This is a genomic window from Flavobacterium plurextorum (genome assembly GCF_002217395.1).
Taxonomy (GTDB): Bacteria; Bacteroidota; Bacteroidia; order Flavobacteriales; family Flavobacteriaceae; genus Flavobacterium; species Flavobacterium plurextorum.
In genome coordinates this window covers 76,027-96,735 of record NZ_MUHD01000024.1, presented here as the reverse complement: position 1 = coordinate 96,735, position 20,709 = coordinate 76,027, and the positions used below count along the sequence as shown (strand labels likewise).

14 protein-coding genes are annotated in these 20,709 nt (G+C 32.6%); 1 reads left to right on the top strand and 13 read right to left on the bottom strand.

Going from position 1 to position 20,709, the window contains the following annotated elements; genetic code table 11:
• Nucleotide 1: 1 nt before the first annotated feature.
• The 6 genes from B0A81_RS13245 to B0A81_RS13220 form a co-directional block, all read right to left on the bottom strand.
• Nucleotides 2-1,990 carry a DUF3857 domain-containing protein gene (locus B0A81_RS13245; protein ID WP_089058474.1) on the bottom strand — a complete coding sequence of 663 codons (1,989 nt, stop codon included), beginning with the start codon at nucleotides 1,988-1,990 and terminating at the stop codon, nucleotides 2-4.
• Nucleotide 1,991: 1 nt separating this feature from the next.
• On the bottom strand, nucleotides 1,992-4,013 hold the full coding sequence (locus B0A81_RS13240) for a DUF3857 domain-containing protein (protein ID WP_089058473.1): 2,022 nt from the start codon (nucleotides 4,011-4,013) through the stop codon (nucleotides 1,992-1,994).
• Nucleotides 4,014-4,029: 16 nt separating this feature from the next.
• The gene (locus tag B0A81_RS13235; RefSeq protein WP_089058472.1) at nucleotides 4,030-5,937 is read right to left on the bottom strand and encodes a DUF3857 domain-containing protein; all 1,908 of its coding nucleotides are present in this window, start codon (nucleotides 5,935-5,937) and stop codon (nucleotides 4,030-4,032) included.
• 64 nt (nucleotides 5,938-6,001) lie between these two features.
• A complete protein-coding gene (gene dtd / locus B0A81_RS13230; RefSeq protein WP_089058471.1) occupies nucleotides 6,002-6,454 on the bottom strand; it encodes a D-aminoacyl-tRNA deacylase in 453 nt (150 codons plus the stop codon).
• A gap of 72 nt (nucleotides 6,455-6,526) precedes the next feature.
• Nucleotides 6,527-7,504 carry a ribosome small subunit-dependent GTPase A gene (rsgA, locus tag B0A81_RS13225; RefSeq protein ID WP_089058470.1) on the bottom strand — a complete coding sequence of 326 codons (978 nt, stop codon included), beginning with the start codon at nucleotides 7,502-7,504 and terminating at the stop codon, nucleotides 6,527-6,529.
• A 127-nt stretch (nucleotides 7,505-7,631) separates the two neighbouring features.
• Entirely contained in the window at nucleotides 7,632-11,000 is a 3,369-nt protein-coding gene (locus B0A81_RS13220) for a VIT domain-containing protein (protein WP_244281420.1), read from the bottom strand.
• A 477-nt stretch (nucleotides 11,001-11,477) separates the two neighbouring features.
• On the opposite strand from B0A81_RS13220, the gene B0A81_RS13215 reads away from it, so the two are divergent.
• Entirely contained in the window at nucleotides 11,478-12,527 is a 1,050-nt protein-coding gene (locus tag B0A81_RS13215; protein WP_089058502.1) for a sialidase family protein, read from the top strand.
• A 302-nt stretch (nucleotides 12,528-12,829) separates the two neighbouring features.
• Here the strand turns inward: B0A81_RS13215 and B0A81_RS13210 are convergent, their stop codons facing one another.
• The 7 genes from B0A81_RS13210 to B0A81_RS13180 all read right to left on the bottom strand — a co-directional run bounded on the left by B0A81_RS13210 (nucleotide 12,830) and on the right by B0A81_RS13180 (nucleotide 20,709).
• Entirely contained in the window at nucleotides 12,830-13,912 is a 1,083-nt protein-coding gene (locus B0A81_RS13210; RefSeq protein ID WP_089054266.1) for a bifunctional 3-deoxy-7-phosphoheptulonate synthase/chorismate mutase type II, read from the bottom strand.
• A 12-nt stretch (nucleotides 13,913-13,924) separates the two neighbouring features.
• Entirely contained in the window at nucleotides 13,925-14,785 is an 861-nt protein-coding gene (locus tag B0A81_RS13205) for a prephenate dehydrogenase (protein WP_089058501.1), read from the bottom strand.
• 249 nt (nucleotides 14,786-15,034) lie between these two features.
• Nucleotides 15,035-16,180, bottom strand: a complete 1,146-nt coding sequence (locus B0A81_RS13200; RefSeq protein ID WP_089058469.1) for a pyridoxal phosphate-dependent aminotransferase — start codon at nucleotides 16,178-16,180, stop codon at nucleotides 15,035-15,037.
• Between the two features lie 73 nt (nucleotides 16,181-16,253).
• Nucleotides 16,254-17,093, bottom strand: a complete 840-nt coding sequence (locus B0A81_RS13195) for a prephenate dehydratase (RefSeq protein ID WP_089058468.1) — start codon at nucleotides 17,091-17,093, stop codon at nucleotides 16,254-16,256.
• Between the two features lie 460 nt (nucleotides 17,094-17,553).
• Nucleotides 17,554-18,723 carry a DUF1501 domain-containing protein gene (locus B0A81_RS13190; RefSeq protein ID WP_089058467.1) on the bottom strand — a complete coding sequence of 390 codons (1,170 nt, stop codon included), beginning with the start codon at nucleotides 18,721-18,723 and terminating at the stop codon, nucleotides 17,554-17,556.
• Nucleotides 18,724-18,735: 12 nt separating this feature from the next.
• Nucleotides 18,736-20,133 carry a DUF1800 domain-containing protein gene (locus tag B0A81_RS13185; protein WP_089058466.1) on the bottom strand — a complete coding sequence of 466 codons (1,398 nt, stop codon included), beginning with the start codon at nucleotides 20,131-20,133 and terminating at the stop codon, nucleotides 18,736-18,738.
• Between the two features lie 195 nt (nucleotides 20,134-20,328).
• Nucleotides 20,329-20,709: a hypothetical protein gene (locus tag B0A81_RS13180; protein ID WP_123922183.1), complete on the bottom strand. Its 381-nt coding sequence runs from the start codon at nucleotides 20,707-20,709 to the stop codon at nucleotides 20,329-20,331.

The window sequence follows — 20,709 nt, the reverse complement described above, 5'->3', positions numbered from 1 at the left end:
TTTAAGCTTTTTTTAGAACAATTTTTTCATTTTGACTAGCAATCATTTTTTGAAACATAGTTTTCAATGCATTGTAATCTTCAGCTGCAAAAATACTATTGTTAATGTCTTTTGAAAAGCTAAATTGGATTTTGTTTCCCTCGTTTAAAATATTTAATGATAAACTTATAGACTTATCTTCGAGAGAAAGTCTAGTTGATTTTGGCAGCATTTCTACAATATAACCTTGCGGAATTTCTAAAATTGCAAAAACTTTCTCTTGTGTAGGATATCCAAAATAAACCCCCATTTGTCTATCGTCCTGTACAAAAGGATTTTTTGACTGCGTATAAAACAACATGGGACTTATATATAATTTTCCTCCTATCATTTCTACAAAATTATCAGTTTCAAAACTGAAGGCTTCTATAAGCGGATCAGAAATATTGGAGATTTTATTAGTTACTAAATAATCTGAAATCTTCAGATTGCCAAGCTGTTGCTCCAATTTTTCAAGATAATTCTCCTGATTTTGTTTTCCGTTTTCAATTCTAAATTTATAAGCTTTATAATCTGTTCTTTGAATTCTAATTTTTCCATCAATTTTTCCATTTTCATTAAGCCTAAAGCTTATATTGACACTTTCTTTTGAAGGTTTTGCAGGAACTAAATCAATTTCTTTTGACGTTCCGTCGCTCTTAATTAATCTTCCTTTCCAGTTTAAAACATTTAAAGGAAGTATATCTGGTACTGTGAATTTTCTAGATGCATCTAATAAAATTTGCTTTCCATCAATTTCAACTGCTGCAATTACATAATTAAATCCAGTCCTTGTAGGATAAATTGGGATTCCATTTTCAATTGTGCTCACCAAAACAGGATTTGCTTCTATTCCTGCCCATTTCAACATATTTAAGAGTATAAAATTGATTTCTGCAATATTTCCGGTTTGATCTTTATATGCTTTTTCAATTCCTTTATCTGTATATAAGCTATTAATTTCATTCCAGTTCATTTTATTCTGAACGAACTGAAAAATAGCATTCATTCTGTCATTTTGAGAAGAAACATTTGTAACTACTTTTTTTACGTCTTCAATCAAAAAACTATTATTACTGAGTTCTTTTCCAAAACGATCTTCTTTAAAAATAGTAGTAGCTACACCTTCCCATGTTATTGTATAATCCTTTACAGGCTCATCCGGCATTCGGACACGTTCTAATTCATGTTTGACACAGCCTCGGTAGTTCTCTATATTATTGACATAGGGTTCTTCTTTTAGCGCAGGTATGTTTTTTCCAGAATAAACCGCATTAATCTGCTTGTAAGTCATCACACGACTTTGGTCGTATTTATCTGTAAAATTCTGACTTCCCATTACAATTTTAGAATCGCTTTCTAAGACATGATTACCAACTAAAAGACTTTTATAGATATAAAATTCTGGAAACTCTGTTTTATATTCAAAATAATTTAAAGGAATACTATATTGAAAATCAAAATCAGGAAATTGAACAATGTTTTCAGACTTTAAAACGTATTTATATTCTATTACAGATCCAACTTTTACATTTGGGAATGTAATTGATTTTTCATTCCAATATTCGTTAATTGTCTTCTTGAACAACGCTTGATTACCAAGCTTTGTTTTTTCAATTTTTCCATCTTCAAGATTGTATGTGACTGCATTTGAAAATGTTAATAATTCTTCATTTAAATTCTGATAGCCAACATAATAACGCACTTTCTGATTTGCCCATTTGAGGCCTTCTTTTTTGTATATTTTGATTTTAAATTCATAAGTATGAATTGCAGAAAAACCTGTTTTCCCATTATAGTTAAAAACTGTTTTCCCTTTTTTAAATAAAATCGCTGCTGGAGCAGAAGAATCTGCAGGGTGCATTTTTTCCTGTAATTCGTCAATAGTGACTTTTCCAAGCTCATATCTTTGCGCCTGGATATCAAAACTATTCCACAAGAATGCTGTACAAATCAGAAGAAATCGCAACATACTAAATACGTTTTAAAACTATTTTTTCTGTTTCTTTTGCAACCATCGCTTTATAATAATCTTTCAACATATCATAGTTTTCAGCAGACACAATTGCTTCATTGATTTGATGTGCAATTGTTAACTGAAGAAAATTTCCGTTTGCTGCTATATTGTATTTAAAAGTCCCTAAATCACCTTCCATACTTACAACACTTTGAGCTGGTATTGTTTCAACTGTAAATCCTTCTGGAATTTTAATGGTAATATTATATTTTTCTAAAAACGGAAAACTAAAATCTACCGGATATTCACGAGCTTCTTGTTTGAACGGATTTTTATCATTGGTAAAAAACAACATTGGGCTAACGTATATTTTATCTCCAATTAATTCACATAAATTTGATCCTGTAAATGAGTAAGACTCAATAGCCGGCAACAAAATTTCTTTCTCATTTGTTCTTTTATATTCGCTTATTTCAATTTTGCCATTTTGATTTTCCAATTTCTCAAGATAATCTTCTTGTTTTACACTATAAGAATTCTCTCTTTTAACCATTGCATTATAATCTGTAGATTGTCTTCTTGCTTTTCCTGAAATTTTACCATCGGCTTCAATGGTATAACTTAGAGAAACAGCATCACTTGATGTTTTACTCGGCATTAAGTCAATCTCCTCAGAAGTTCCGTCTTTTCTAATTAATCTTCCAGACCAGTTTAGAGCTCTTAAAGGCAAAACATTTGGTGTAGAATATTTATCTGTGGCATCTATTAAAATATTTCCATTTGGTGTTTCTACAGCTGCAATTACATAATTGAATGCTGATCTATTAGGAAACAATGCAATTCCGTTAGATCTTGTACTTACTAAAACTGGATGCGCTTTTAATCCAGAATGACGCAGCATTGCAGTAAGCATTAAATTAATATCGGCTATATTTCCTGTTTTTTCTTTGTATGCTTTTTTAACTCCATTTTCACAGCCATAACCTGTATAACCATTCCATTTTACATTCGATTTCACATGATTAAAAATTGCCCAAATTCGTTCTTCAGGTGTATTTAATCCAGCTAACAGCTTTGTTAAATCCTCTTCAAAATAGCCTGTTTTATTTAGCTCAGGACCAAAATCATCATATTCATAAATTGTTTTCACAACTGAACTCCAATTTGTAGAATATTCTTTCATTGGTGAATTTGGAAATTTTGTGGCCGATAACTCATACTGAATACTTGATGTATAATTATCAATATTATTAACATAATCTTCTTCTTTCATCGCAGGAAAATCAACTGCCACATAAGTAGTTTCAGTTTCCAAATAATCTACTTTATCTCTCGAAAACTCAGTCACAGTAGCTGTACCAGAATTTCCTCCAGATCTTTCTTTAGTAGTAAATGTTACCGATTTTGAATTCTTAAGAGTCGTTACTTTAGGAAAAACATATCCTTTTTGTCTTGAATTAAAAACATAATATTCAGGAATATGTACTGAAAACTCAGAATAATTTACTGGGATACTGGTTTGAAAATCCCATTCTCTTATCAATCGATCACTTGGACATTTGATTGTATATCTAAATTCGATTACTGAGCCTTCTTTTACATTTGGCATTGTAATTTTCTTTTGTCCTTTGTATTTAGTAATCACTTCATCAAAAGTACCATCGCTTTTAAGTTTTGTTTTTTCAATTTTACCATCAACTAAATTATAAGTAACGGCATCTGTAAAAAATACGCGTTCTTTTAGGTTAGTAGTATTCCAATACCAGACTGCTTGATTTGCCCAGCTGTAACCTTCTTTTTTATAAATTTTAATTCTCGTTTCTACATCCGTTAAGGTAACAAAACCATTGCTGGGATCATATTCAATTCTGGCTTCTCCTTTTGTGTACAAAACAGCAGCTACTGCCGATGAATCTTTGGGATGTACCTTTTGTTGTAATTCTGCAATTGATACTTTCCCTAATTTAAAATCCTGTGCGCTTATTTTTGAAACAAACAACAACAGAATTGATAAACATAAAGGTTTACTAAATTTCATTTTGGTTAGTTTTTGGTTAGTTTTTGGTTAATATAATTTTAGCATTATCATTACGTGACACTTGCTCCATAAAAAGTCTATACTCATCATATTCTTTACTAGAGTATTTTCCGCGATTTAGAAACATAGACCTTTTATAGGTTAGCTTATTATTTTCTTTTTTAATTATCTCTGTTTTATATTCTCCGAATTTTCCTTTAAGCTCATAATTTTGAGGAAGGAATTCGATACTGAAACCGGCAGGAAGATTTATTTCAATTTCATCTGTATCTAAGTAACCGCGTTGAATTTGAAATGGATTTTTACGGTTTCTTATTCGCTTTACATTTTCAGAATTTTGATTGAAGGCATCAACAGCAAAAATCATTTTATTTCCTGTTACAGCACCATAATTAGTTGCGGTTAACTGTACATCTTCAGAGAAACGAATATTTTCTTTATCGTTTTCAAATGCTATTTTACCTAATTTGATGTTGTTTATGTTGTCCCAGTACTTTTTATAATGCGCTTCTTTTTCTGTAGGCTGCAGTTTTTCAATTTGTTGTTTAATTCCGTATTGAGAACCTTCAGAAACAATATTTACTTTACCTGAAAAAATGCCATTTTCATCTAAAGAATAGTTTCCTTTACTGAATTGAGTATTATCTTTTGATTCATAAATTTTTGTTCTGATTATTTCGCCTCCGTCAGGTTTAATTACGATAACTTTTCTATTGTCTGTAAAATTTGCCTGATATCCAAAAGGATCCTGTTGACTCGTACATTCTAAAAAAACATGTTTATCGTTATTTGGTATACATAAAACTACATGATTTCCTTCTATCGAAAAGAAATCCTCATCTATATCTCTTAAATCACGATCACCATATAATTCAGTATAATATGATGGAACTCCTACAACATCTAAAAGTGCCCTTGTATAATTTGATAATGCTTTACAATCTCCATAACCTAAACGATCAACATCTGTTGCCAGCATAGGTTTGAATCCTCCAATACCTAATTGAATACTCACATATCTGGATTTCTCCTGCACATATTGATAAATAATTTTTGCTTTTTTTATAGGATCTGATTCATTTCCCGCAAGTGACTTTATCTTGGTTTTGGTTTCCTCAGGCAATACTATTGTTTCTGCTAATATTTTTTCTGAAAACCACTTTCCATACTCCTTCCAGTCTTTTGCATTTCCATCAATTCCTTCTAGATTAAAGTATTCAAGACTCATAACCACTTTTGGATACAATTCATTAAATGCAGGACTATAATCCTCAGGTCTTTGAGCTGTAATGTTTTTTGCGGTATATGAAAGTTGGCTTTCTGTATCATCTGTTTTTTTTATATCAAAAACCGACAATAGACTTTCCTTCTTTCTAAAGCCAAGATTATTAGGATATTTTACATTTAAAATAGATTTTTCTACACTTACAAAATATTGATCTAAAGGATACCAACGCGGAAGAAAAGCCGTATTTGAAGTTTCAGTTTCACTGGTATAGACTATTGTAAAAGGATATGAGGTTGGAGTATAATCTAAATAAATATATCTAGCATCTGAAGCAAGTGTAACTCCATCTACTGCACTGACATCTTTAAAATCTTTACGTTTGATTTTTTTAACCTCACTGCCAAAGGCATCATAGACAGTTGCTTCAATATTTTTGACAGAGCTTCTTTTATTATAATTTTCAGAAGCACTTACAGCTCTTATGCCTTTTTCATTTAATACTGTAACAGCTCTCAGTGTTTTAATATTCATACTTCGCTGTGAAACAATAGTAATATCCGTTTGATCTAAACGAACAACGGCATTGGCATTCTCTTTTAAACTGTCTGCAATGGTTAAAACAGAATATTCACCCTTTTGAGCAAAAGAAATGGTGGCAAATGAGAAAAAAAATAACGCAATAAAAGCGGTTTTCATTAGTAAGTAATTTCGTCAAATATATATTATTTTTAGAAATTCTTAACATTTGTCTAATGATTTTTTAATCTCTGTTTTTACTGTCTATTAAAATAGTTACAGGACCGTCATTTATAAGACTTACCTTCATATCTGCACCAAAAATTCCAGTTTGCACTTTTTTATTAAACTCTTTTTCTAAAGATTTTACAAAGTTCTCATACATCGGAATCGCAAATTCAGGTTTTGCAGCTTTTATATAAGATGGTCGGTTTCCTTTTTTTGTAGAGGCGTGAAGTGTAAATTGGCTAACAACAATTATGTCGCCGTCGATATCCTGAACTGAGCAGTTCATAACATCATTTTCATCACCAAAAATTCTCATTTTAATGATTTTTCCCGAAAGCCAGTCAATATCTTCCTGAGTATCGGCATCTTCAATTCCAACTAAAACCAATAATCCTTTTTTAATGTCGGCTGTTTTTTCTCCGTCAACAGTAACGGAAGCTTCTGAAACTCTTTGAAGAACAATTTTCATGAATTAAAATATTATTTTGGTAGTAGAATGACCTTTTTAAAGTGTAAAATGCTGGTTATGAAATGTAAATGGCTATTTTCTTGTTTCATCACTTGCTGCACGATCATCACCATAAATATCAGTTCGGTAATGTTCTTCATCTCCTTCCAATATTTTAAGATAACTATTGTAACGCGACCAAGCAATTTCGTCTTTTTCTAAAGCTGCTTTTATAGCACAATGCGGTTCTTCTTTATGTAAACAGTTGTTGAACTTACATTGATCTTTAAGCTTAAAAAATTCTGGAAAATAACCGCTGATTTCTGTTGGTTCCATATCGACAATCCCAAAACCTTTAATTCCAGGTGTATCGATAATTCTAGCATCAAATGACAAATCATACATTTCAGCAAAAGTTGTAGTGTGCTGTCCTTGCTTGCTTTGTTCTGAAATTACTGTAGTTTTTAAATGAAGACTTGGTTCCATCGCATTCACCAGAGTTGATTTCCCAACTCCAGAATGTCCAGAAAACATGCTGACTTTACCTATCATCATTTCTTTCAGTTTATCAACGCCTTTATTTTCTGTTGAAGAAATTCTGAGGCATTTATATCCTATTTCGGTGTAAATATGCTGTAAATAAAGCTGATCGTCTAATGTCTGTTCATTGAGCGTATCAATTTTATTAAAAATTAGAACAGCTTCAATTCCGTATGCTTCGGCAGTAACCAAAAAACGATCAATAAAGCTTGTCGTTGTTGGCGGATTATCAATTGTAACCAACAAAAAAACTTGATCTATATTAGAAGCAATAATATGAATCTGCTTAGACAAGTTAACCGATTTACGAACGATATAATTTTTTCTTTCGTGAATTTTATGAATTGTTCCTGTTAAGGTATCTGAAGTTTCTTCTAATTCATAATCGACAATATCGCCTACAGCAATAGGATTAGTACTTTTAATCCCTTTCATTCTAAACTTCCCTTTCATGCGGCATTCGATAAAATCGCCTTTTTCAGATTTTACGGTATACCAACTTCCTGTAGATTTATAAACGGTTCCTGTCATTCTATAATTTTAGATATCAGATTTTAGTCCCGAAAGCTATCGAGAAAAAGGCAAAATTACGTTTTTAGAATGGAACAACGTAATTTCGCCTTTTAAATTTGAAAGACATCCTTTTAATTTGCAGACTTTACCAGATAATTTCGGCTAAAGCTTGATTCTCTTTTATTTTCCCTAACTGAATTGTTTTTAAAGTTCTGGAAGTTTTTCCTGCTCTCGTAATATAAATTTCGACCATTAATGTTGCCGGACCATTTTCTGTTAATTCAGTTTCTCCAAAATAATTGGTTTTAATTTGATATTTCCCTTTTACCGCATTTCTGATTATATATTGTTCCGGGCCATAACCCTCGGTAAAATCTTTAGAAAATCTTCCTCCAATTTGTGTAGAAGTATGGCTGTAGTAACATTCTTCATTTGTTGGTTCAATTACATGCAAATCCAAATCAACATCCATTTGGTTCCAATTCATAATGACTCTGATATCAACTGGCATTTTAGCAAGGTACTTTTTATCAAGCTTACCCGTTTTTATGCTAGAATGTGCTGTTATCATACGGTTAACATCCATTAAAATAATATCTTCTACACCTTCATACTGACCGCTCATTTCTCCATAATAATTCACTTCAAGTGCTTTAATTAATTCATCAAATGCTTCTTGATATTTTCCAGCATCTTCTAGTGTTAAAGCATAATCTCTAAAACTCTGCGGTTCATGTTCTCTCCATTTTACGACTTGTTTTGCGGTAAAAACTGCATCATTATAATCTTTCCACTGACGCAAAGTATAAGTCAAAGTTTTATAAAGCTGATGATTCTCTAAGCCTAAATCGGCAATATTGCTAATGATCAGCAATGCTTTTTTAAAATCGCCCTGATTGTAAAAAAAGTGAGCTACATCAAAATAAAAACTTGGGTTTCTTTCCTGCGATTTTCTCAATTCAAAATACAAATCGTATTGTTTTTCTTTTGGCACTTTTGCTAAAGCTTTCAAATACAATCGATCTGGATTCCAACTTTTTGTTTGTACAATTCCACTATTTGAAGATTTCTTTTTCGTTGTTATGATAATAACTCCATTTGCCCCTCTGCTGCCATAAGAAGCAATTCTAGACGCATCTTTCAAAACATCTACTGTATCAATATCATCTGACTTTAAATCGGTCAATTCACCCTCATAAAACTGACCATCAACTATAATTAAAGGCTTTTTTGAATCTCCAGCTAAATAACCTCTACTGAAATTTAAATCTTGTGAAAGGTCTTTGTTTTTTGAAGCATTTTCTGGGAGATAACCTGCCACAACTGTTTCTTGTAATTTAGCGGCATTCGTCTCTCTTTGTATTTCTTCACTGCCAACTTTTTTATCTTTTAATTCGGTAATTTTTGGCACATCCTCAGTAACCTCTTGTGCTTTTGCAACCACAGGCGCAACAAATTTTACCTGATCAGTCTTTGGCGGAGTAGATGTATTATACACAGCATTATCTTCCACAATAACAGTTGAAACTGATCCTGCTCCAACAGGTTCGTCTATTGTTACAGCAGCATCAGGATCTCCTTTTATAGTTTCAGTTCCAACTATAGCCTCAGTTCCAATTCTTATATCCCCATTTCTGCCTTCAGCACTTGGCGGCGGCGGCGGCCCTGGAACTTGTCTATTGTGTTTATACTTAGATGCTATTTTTTGTCCATTATACTTAAGATTCTTTTTCCACCAAACATTTAATCCATTAAAATAACTTTCTATATTGTCCCAATTACTTTTTTGCTGAGCCACATTAGTATCATGTTCCTGTTTTTTAATTCTGTCAAATTCAGAACGTAATTCTGCTGGCGGAATAATATCGTACATAATATAATCTCTCACATTTTCCAGAACAATCAGTGAAGTATTTTTGGTTACAATGCCGAATTTCTTTCCAAGAAACTCGATTTCATCTGCGTTTTTAGCATATTGCAATTCAAAATTCGCAATTTTTTTTTGCGCCCAAAGTTTTTCAATATTTACATCAGCAGAACTTTGAACAGCTGCATCAAGCGTAATTTTCTTTTCTAAAACAGCTTCATTATTATAGCCGAATAATAAAGTAATTTCATTTTTCGGATTCAAAGAAATTCCTGAAAAACTAAAATTCCCTGAAACCGGAGTTCCTTCCATTGGAAATAAATCAGTTGTAGTTAAATTTTCTTTTATTCCTAAAAATTTCAAACTCGCATTCGTTAATTTATCCAGAGCAGTTTCAGCACTTATCTGATTTAAATTGATAAAGTTCCCTCCCGTTTTCATTGCCGAATAATTCAGAAAAGAAAAATCAGCAGATACAGAAGAAGTAATAGTATAAACCTGCTTTTTAGTTTTTGGCAGAAGGTTTTCACTTAAAGAAGATAATCCATCAGAGAAAAATAAAAACTCATCCTGATTTTCAAAACTAATTTGTGAATAACGCGTTCCACCATCGTATTTTGTATTTTCTAAAACGGTTTTTAATTCAGTCCAATTTCCGTTAGAAATCACAAATTCTTTTTGCTTTTCGAAAGTGTAATTTAAAAAGTACAAAGTCACTTTTGTATTTTTATTTTTTTGGAAATAAGCATCAAGCAAATCCAATTCTTTCTTTAAATCTCGGTTTTTACAGCTCAATGAATTATCCCAAATCAAACCAATTGAAGCCGGATTTTTTTTAGCAATTTTATTTCCCTCTATAAAAGTATTTCCATAAAAATAATATTGACCGCCAGCATCCTGCATCATAACACTTGGGATATTTTGCTGAATTGGAATTTTAATAACTATTTTTTCTGCAGGCTCATAATTTTCTTTTTTTACGGATGCCTGGAAAGATTGGTTCCATTTTGAAAACGAGATTTCTTTCTCTGAGCTCTCAGTAACAATTGGCGCAGTCGAAGTTCCCAAAACAGTAACATTAATTTCAAACTGATCTAATTTCTTTGGAAATCGACTTACCAATTGATACGCCAGATTATCTTTATCAAAAGCCGAAAGTTCTTCTTCATAACCAATAACAACTGTTCGTTCTCCATTTGGCATCAACGGATAAATTCTTGTTTTAAAATTATTTCCATCTACTTTTTCTAATAATCCCGGATCAACACGACGATGTTCGATAGCTTCAAAAACTTGTTTCCCTTTATTTTTATTTACCGGAACTGCTTCACGTAGTTTGCCATTGATGTCTATCGCATATCTTGAAACCGAAACGTTTTCAGGCAGTGGAAAAATAAGTTCTGCTTCCATTTGACGAGTTCCCGAGTTAAAAAAATGCATTTCAGCAGTCGTATAAGCAATGTTTCCTACCACTTTTACATTCACAAAAAGTTTACTCATTCTCACTTTTTCAGCTTCTTCTCCTTTAACGGTAAGTTCAGGACTTTGTGCGAAAGTTTTCGTTCCAATAAAAAACAGAAAGAAAAGCAAAACATTCAAATTCATTTGAAAACTGCCAGGCGCAGACGAAAACAATTTTAATTTCATGACACAAAAATTAAGGTTTATATTGTTATAGAGAACAAAAGACATTAAAAGGTTGGGAAGATAATTATTTTATTTTTATCTGTTTGGTCTGCAAAATCTGCGAGCGAATATTTTTTCTCGCAGATTTTCCTGATTAGCAGTTTTATTTCCTTTTTAGTCTTCCCTTAAAAAGCCTCTTTTTGAATTTCGATTAAAATAATCGTTTTATTTTTAGGCAAAAAGTTGAATAAAAAATGTAAGCAAAAAAAATCTTCTTCGTTTTTTATTAAAAGAAACTATGTCAAAACTTTTGAAGGTTTTAAAACAAAAATATCGGAAAAAACAAGAGCTTTAACCGAATTCAATATATCAATAAATTTATCTTTACATACCTTTCGAATCATATCAAAAATCAAATTATTTAATTATATTCAACAAGTAAATGATGGATTTAAAAATCTGCATCATTTTTCTATTACATCTCAAAAAAAGAATAAAATGATATTGAAAACAAAATATGCTGTAGCAGCTTTATTGACAACCTTTCTTGTTTCTAACGGATTGAAAGCACAGACAAAAGCAATTAATATAGAAAGCAGTTATATTACAGATCCACCCGTGACGACAACCAGCCACGCATCAACTTTAGTGGAATACAAGCCAAATGAGATTTTAGCTGCTTGGTTTGGAGGAAAATATGAAGGATCAAAAGATGTCGGAATTTATATTTCAGCTTATAAAGATAAAAAATGGTCGGCACCAAAAGAATTGATTCAGCCTTTAATAAAAGGTACTGATACACTCCCTTGCTGGAATCCGGTTCTTTTTAAAGCTAAAAGCCAGAACTTGTATTTGTTTTACAAAACAGGAAAAAATCCAAGAGAATGGTTTGGTGCTATGATTGTTTCCAAAGATAACGGAACAACTTGGGGAGAACCAAAATACCTTCCAGATGGAATTTACGGACCAATTCGTAATAAACCAATTGAAACTATTCCAGGAATAATTTTATGTGGGAGCAGTACAGAAAGTGTTAATACTGACGAATGGAGAATCCATGTTGAAGAATATACAGAAGCGACTGATTCTTGGAAGAAAATAGCGGTAGAAAACCGTCAGAACTTTAATGTCATTCAGCCAGCATTTTTAATTCATAGTGCTACAGATATTCAGATGTTATCCCGAAGCAAACACAATAAAATAGTTTCAAGCTGGTCTGGAGATAACGGGAAAAGCTGGATAAGAACCAATACAATCAATGTGATCAATTCTAATTCAGGAATAGATGCTTTAACCATAAATAAAAACCTTTTTTTATTGGTAAACAATCCATTACCGAAAGGAAAAGACTGGTTTAACGGAAGAAATATTTTGGATGTAGAATATTCAAAAGATGGTCTGAACTGGAAAAAATTATTTGATCTGGAAAAACAGGAAAAAGGTGAATTCAGCTATCCGGCAATCATCCAGACTACTGATAAAAAAGTACATGTTTTATATACTTATGATAGAAAGTACATCAAACATACCGCATTCGATTTGAATTAATCAGTATAATATGTGAGATCTTAAATCGTATTCATCACTTATACTGAACTATACTGTTTTCGATAATTTAACTGCTCTTTTCCTTATTTTTAAAACCAAGTTCTCGACAAGTAAACAATTGTTTCTTTTTAAGGAGTAATTAATTATTTTATCTGCTTTATTTTCTATTTAAAATTAGGACAAAAAAAAATCCCCAAAGTCCGAAAACAATGGAGATTTAATATAAAAAAACAATCTATTTTTAAAATCGTGCTATAAGAAATTTCAAATTAACTTATAGCACTTATATGGTTTAGAAAAAATTATGCGTTGAAAATTTTCTCTTGGTGACCAATACTTTCTTGGTGAATTGCTTTGAACATTCTTAAAACAAACTCTTCAGTAAGACCTTTTTTCTCACCTTCAAGAATCATTTTTCCTAAGATTTCGTTCCAACGATTGTTTTGAAGAATCGCAACGTTCGCATCTTTTTTAACCTGACCAATTTCGTCAGCCACTTTCATACGTTTTCCTAACAATTCTAATAAGTTAGCATCAAGAACGTCGATGTTAGCTCTTAGTTTAGTCATTTTTTGGCTGTACTCATCTGTAGTATCATCTGTTTTTCTGATAGTCAAATCTTTAATGATTTGTTTCAAAACATCTGGAGTAACTTGCTGCGCAGCATCAGACCAAGCGTTGTCTGGATCGATGTGTGTTTCGATAATCATACCATCGTAGTTCAAATCTAAAGCCTCTTGAGTTACTTCAAAAATCATTTTACGATCTCCAGTAATGTGAGATGGATCGATGATTAATGGTAAATCAGGGAATTTATTTTGCAATTCGATAGCAATCTGCCATTCTGGAATGTTTCTGTATTTTGTTTTTTCGTAAGTAGAGAAACCTCTGTGAATAACACCTAATTTCTCGATTCCAGCCATGTGTAAACGCTCAACACCACCTAACCATAAAGCTAAATCTGGGTTTACTGGATTTTTAACCAAAACGATTTTATCAGTTCCTTTCAAAGTATCAGCAATTTCCTGAACCGCAAAAGGGTTTGCAGTTGTACGAGCACCAACCCATAAAACATCAATATCATGTTCTAAAGCTAGTTTACAGTGCGCTGCAGTTGCAACTTCAGTACCCATCAATAAACCAGTTTCAGCTTTAGCTTTTTGTAACCATTTTAAACCAATTTCTCCAACACCTTCAAATCCTCCTGGACGCGTTCTTGGTTTCCAAATTCCTGCTCTGAATACGCTAACTTTTGAATCTTTCAATTCGTGAGCAATTTTCAATACTTGATCTTCCGTTTCTGCACTACATGGTCCAGCTATCACAAGTGGGTGATTTAAATTGAAATCTTCTAACCACTTTCTCATTTCTTTCTTATTTTCCATCTTAATTCTAATTTACTTTTTAGTTGTTGTTAATCCGTTTAGTATTTCTTTTATTTTATTTGTGCTTTCCATTTCTTCAAAAATGGCTTTGTAATCTTCTTCTTTTAGCAAATCCCTAAACCGACTGAGATTTGAAATATATTCTTCTAATGTTTCCAGAACGTGCTCTTTATTTTGCTTAAAAATTGGTGTCCACATCGCTGGCGAACTTTTTGCTAAACGAACCGTACTTTCAAATCCACTACCCGCCATATCAAAAATATCCTGTTCGTCTTTTTCTTTATTCATTACCGTTTTTCCCAACATAAACGAACTAATGTGCGACAAATGTGAAACGTAAGCAATGTGTTTGTCGTGCGAAGTTGGATCCATATATCGAATCCTCATTCCAATTTCGCTGAAAAGCTTTAACGCCTTTTCCTGCAATTTAAAAGTGGTTTTTTCCACTTCGCAAATAATGTTTGTTTTCCCTTTAAACAAACCTTTTATCGCCGCCGAAGGCCCTGAAAACTCCGTTCCCGCTATCGGATGCGTGGCAATAAAATTTCTTCTTTTCGGATGACTTGCTACTGCTTCACAAATTGGCTTTTTCGTCGAACCAACCTCAAAAACAATCGTTTTATCTCCAACTTGATCCAGAACTTTTGGCAAAACCGTCAGCGCCACATCCACTGGAACCGAAACGATCACAAAATCAGCTTCAGCCAAATCTTCAAAACTTCCCGCTTCGTCGATAACTCCTAAATTAATGGCTTCCTGCAAATGTTTTTCGTTGCTGTCAATCCCAAAAATCGTCGAATCAGGATGTTGGTCTTTGATGTCCAGCACCATCGAACCGCCTATTAACCCTATTCCTATTACGTATACTTTCATATTTCTTTTTATTAGAAGCTGCTTCCTGCTATCCGTTTCAATCTTTTCCACCTCCCGAAGCCTCGGGACCGTCGCAAAAGGATTTCCACTTCTATCAGGGCTAGGGCTTCTCGTTTTTTCAAGACCTTTTATTTTTTCTGTCACCCTGAGCGAAGTCGAAGGGCGCTCCAATTGTAACGCGGGCTTCGACTTCGCTCAGCCTGACAATCTGGATAAAAATCTTAATACTTAATTCTAAAGTCTTAATACTTAAAACCTATCAATCGCTTCTTGTACTTTTTCTTCTTTCACACACAATGAGAATCTGATATACCCTTCGCCGTTACTTCCAAAAATGGTTCCCGGTGTAATGAAAATATGTTTCTCATATAATATTTCGTCAATGAACTTCTCTGCTGATTCAATTCCTTCCGGAAGTTTTGCCCAAACAAAAAGTCCAACTCCTTCTTTATAAACTTTACAATTTAACTTTTCAGCTAATTTCTCTGTCAATTCTCTACGGCGTCTGTAAATTTTATTTTGATCTTCGAACCAAGATTTATCACAATTTAAAGCTGCAACGGCACCTTTCTGAATTCCGTAGAACATTCCGCTGTCCATGTTGCTTTTTACTTTTAGAACTGCATCGATAATTTCAGGATTTCCTAAAACCATTCCAACTCTCCAGCCAGCCATGTTGAAAGTTTTACTAAGTGAATTCAATTCTAAAGCCACTTCTTTTGCACCTTCAACTTGCAATAAACTCATCGGATTATCATTCAAAACAAAACTATACGGATTGTCGTTAATCAATAATATGTTGTGTTTTTTAGCAAAAGCAACCAATTTTTCAAATAACGCGAAACTTCCTCTCGCTCCTGTTGGCATGTGAGGATATCCCAGCCACATGATTTTTACTTTCTCCAGATCTAATTTTTCTAAAGCTTCAAAATCTGGTTCCCAAGCATTTGCTTCTTTCAGATCATAATAAACTGGAACCGCTCCAACTAAATTAGTTACCGAAGTATACGTTGGATAACCTGGATTCGGAATTAAAACATGATCGCCTTCATTTAAAAATGCTAACGAAATGTGCATAATTCCTTCTTTTGAACCCATCAAAGGTAAAATCTCATTATTCGGATTTAATTCAACACCAAATTGATTCTGATAAAAATCGGCCATCCCTTTTCTCAATTCTGGTAATCCCTGATAGCTTTGATAACCATGCCCGTTTTCGTCTTGAATTGCCGTAGCGACTGCTTCAATTACTGCTTTTGACGGACTCAAATCAGGGCTTCCAATTCCCATATTGATGATCGATTTTCCTTCAGACATCAATTGACGAACTTCTCTCAATTTTGATGAGAAGTAGTATTCTTCAACTGTGTCTAATCTTTTTGCTGTTGTAATCATTTCTGTTTTTTATTAAAAAATGCTTTAGGCTTTAGGCCGTAAGCTATATGCTTTTCTCTTTGGACTTTCGACTTTATGACTCAGCCAGAGGCTTTGTATTCTTATATTCTCCCAAAACTTTAAAATATTCTGCCATTATATTTAATAACGCTTTGGCTTTTGCAAAATCTTCGTATTTCTCAAACGTCACATCTACGAAAAATGAATATTTCCAAGGTGTTTCAATTTTTGGAAGCGACTGGATTTTTGTCAAATTCAGTTTGCAGTCACTCATTACATTCAAAACCGCTGCTAAACTTCCTCTTTTATGATCTAATTCAAATTTTACAGAAGCTCTGTTGATTTCGTTTTCTGGCAAAAATGAATTCTGCTTTTTGATGATTACGAAACGCGTCATATTATTTTTAATCGTTTGAATCGATGACGCAATAATATCTAAATCATACATTTCAGAAGCTGTTACACTTGCAATTGCTGCAATTCCAGTTAATTGTTTTTCCTGAATTCTTCTTGCTGTTTCGGCTGTATCTTTATCCTCAACCAATTTGATATTTGGATATTGTTTCAAGAAATCCATGCATTGCAAAAGTGCCATTGGGTGCGAATGAACTTCTTTTATGTCCTCAATTTTCTGACCTTTTAAAGCCATTAAATTTTGCTGAATGTTTAAATAATGCTCTCCAATAATGTGCAAATTATTCTTATCAATCAAAGCATAATTCGGAATAATTGGTCCTGCAATCGAATTTTCAATTGCCATAACTGCCTGATTCGATTTTCCTGAAAGCAGGCTGTCAATCAATTCTTCAAAAGACAAACACTCATCAATTTCCACATTTTCAGAGAAATACTCCTTTACAACCTGATGATGAAAAGAACCTTTGATACCTTGTATTGCAATTTTCGTTGTCATATATTCAAAAAAAAATCCTGATTTTCATCAGGATTGTATATTAGTTTTATTTGTCTTAAAATTTTCTCAAATAACCATAGCACAATCCTCACTTCTACTAAAGAAGAAATAAAAAGAGTTGCTAAAATAAAAACGGTTACTTGCCATTTTGTTTGTGTTTTTAAATAAATTCTCTGCGAATGTATAAATTATTTTTACTGCACCAAAAAAAAGATTGCATTTTATGAAACAAAAAGGGATTTCTTAACAAATTTATGATGTTTTGTATGATAATATAAAAATATCGACTTAAAATGAGATATATACAATGGGGTTTTGGAAGATTCTAAGATTCTGAGATCCTATTCCGAGGCTTCGGGACTAAGTTTTTTTAGAACTTAAACTATCGATATAATAATATTTTACACCATTTTTGTCATTTCGATCCCGAAGCCTCGGGATCGAAATGACAAGATTGCGATTAACCAAACAACCCAGAAACAGGCTTATTCCTAATCCCAATTTTAGAATAATCGAAATTCATTTTTTGTTGTAATAATGAAGCATACACACTTCTAAAATCAATCTCGTATTTTAAATCCCCATTATCCAAATTAGATAAATCGGGATTATTCCCTAAAACTGTTCCTTTATTATTACCTCCAATTATAAACATTGGCGCAGCAGTTCCGTGATCTGTTCCGTTTCCGTTATCTTTTACTCGTCGTCCAAATTCTGAGAAAACTACGATTGTAACATTTTGTAATAACTGCGCTTGTTTCAAATCCTGATAAAAACTATACAAAGCGTCATTTAAATCGGTTAATTTTTTCTCATGAATAGCGAGTTGATTATCGTGTGTGTCAAATCCGCCAAGCGAAGTATAATATACTTTTGAATTCAAATTCCCTTTTATTAATCGTCCAATCCATTCCAGATTTTTGGATAATTCTGTTTTTGGATAACTAATTTCAGATTTTGATTTTGCCAAAGCTTTCTGAATTTCATCTGATCCTTCGGTAACAGAATTGGCAATTTTTCGAACAAAATCCAATTGCGGATTATCAGACAAGGTTACATTTTCTTCTTTATCTGATTTTACTTTAAATCGGTTTGGATCTTTTACCGTTATCGAATTAGGCTCCATTCCTTTCAAAGCCAGATTATCAATCGAATCCAAATTTATTCCCGCAGTTGCTTGATGTCCGTTACACTGCAAATCGAGATAACGGCCTAACCAGCCTTCATTAATATATTTATTCGAGTCCGCTGCGGTTTGCCAAATCTCCTGACTGCGAAAATGAGAACGAATAGGCTCAGGATATCCAACATTTTGAATAACCGTTAAATCTCCGTTTTGCTGCATTTGAGCAAAATCTTTTAAAGATGGATGAAATGCCATTCCTTTATTTTTACCAATAACAGCATCTTTACTTAAAGCTATTTTTGTTCTCAAATCATAATACAACGGATTATCGTAAGGAATAAAAGTATTCAATCCGTCATTCCCGCCATTTAATTGCACAAACACAATGCACTGCTCACCGATTACCAAATTATTCTGCGAACCAAAAGCATGTAAAAAATCAGGAAGCACCAGCATTCCGCCAGTAAAAGTTCCTGTAAGCGTTAGAAAATTTCTTCTGTTCATAACTGCAGTTTTCTAAATTAATTGATATTCGGGTAGTTTTGTAATGTAATCAAAGAGTCTTATTACAGCGAAACTGGCGTGCGTTTCTTTTGGATCAAAATCATATTTCAGCAAACTCTCCATATCTTTTTGCGTGGCATCGTTTACATTAAACAACAATCTGTTCGACAACTCAGCAATAATCGTTTTGTTATTTCCATTAGAATCAAAATCTATTTTTATGTTGAGCTTTTCAAATTCTGATTTTGGTTTCTCTGCATCAGAACTCATTGTATTTAATACTTTTCTAGTAATACTTCTTCCACTGCAAAGTAAATCGGATGTATTGTTGCGTTGCAAATAAATTTGAGAAGTCAGCCAGGAATTTCCGCCGTCCCATCCTTTTACATTTACTTGATTGTATAAATCCATTCCTTGCTGCTTGAGAAAAAATAGAATCATAGCATCGTCCAGATCATCGATATGTAATTCATCCAAAAGCTGCAGAATATAAACCAGTGGATCCTTAATCTTTGTTCCTGAATTTTCCTTTTTATATTCTTCGGTAAAAATTTTAGTTAACAAAGGCTGAATTTCAAACTTTACTTTTCTAAAGTAATCGCCATAATAAGTCACCAAATCTTCTGACGGATTATCATAAATAAACCATTCTAGTATTTTTCGAGTAATGAGATACGGTATATTTTTCTGCTCAAAAATAATATCAACCAGATCATCTGCTTTCCAGTTTCCGGTTTTTCCAAAGTAAGTTTTATCAGTATCATCTTCAGCAAAACGCCTGTAGACTGAACCATCATCTCCATAATTTAATCCTGCTAAAGCTCTTGCTCCATTTTTAATGTCGCTTTCGGTATAATTTCCAATTCCGATCGTGAATAATTCAAGTAATTCACGACTTAGATTTTCATTATATTTTCCTTTTTTATTATCGACATTATCTAGGTATTTTACCATTGCATTCGATTTTATGATTTGCTTGGTCATTTCTTTGAAATTCCCGAAAGCATGTTCGCGTAAAATCATATTGTGTTGGTAAATCCAGTAATTGACTTTTACTTTTTGAGAAGTGGAAACAAAATGATTGTGCCAAAAACAAACCATATTTTCGCGCAGTGGAAATTCGTCGTTGCGCATTTTACCAATCCACCATTTTTTTAGTTCAACGGCAGAGTAGATTTCTTTTTTAAGAGCTTTCTTTTTTTCTTCAGAATCAGCGGTTTTTATAGATTCCCGAAGTTCTTTGAGCTCTAGTAGTGTTTTGGGATCATCGTTTAAAAAAGCAGGAAGTTGTGTCTCGAATTTTGAATCATAGGAATGTTTTAGAAATTTTTCTAATCCTAATTTTTCTATTGCATCGGATTCTTTTCCAGAAAAACCCAACCGTAACGACCAAAGATTGCTTTTTTTCATAACACAAGAATTTGTTTAGAAATAAGACTCAACTTTCTCTTAAAGGTTTAAAGAGAAGGTTCTGAGTTTCTTAGTTACTAAGGGACTAAGTTTTAAAATCTTTGGTAATAATTAGAACGGGGAATTTTTAGGGATATTGTGATGGCTAAGATTATCGATTTTTATCGTGTAGAATGGATTAAAATCATTAATATCTCAATTCTTTATTTTTCTCCAATAATATTTTGACTGATCTACATTATCAAACAAAAAAGTAATTTTCTTATCACTTAGAATTATATATCTACTTTCTCTCTTATTCTGATCTTCGATAAGCTTTAATGTATCCTTGATAATAGTCCAATTTCCATATTCTTTTGAAGTTCTTAATGGAACATTTTTTCTCGCCATTTTTCTTGATGAAAATTTTTGATTTATTAAGCAATATCTCGAATCTTCTTGTAACATCATAACATTAATATCATAAGAATAACCAACTGCCGGATAAGAATCATAAGCAATTCTATAAATAATATCCTTTTTTTGAGCATAAAGAGAGCCAACCATCAAAAGCAAACATAACACAGTCTTCTTCAT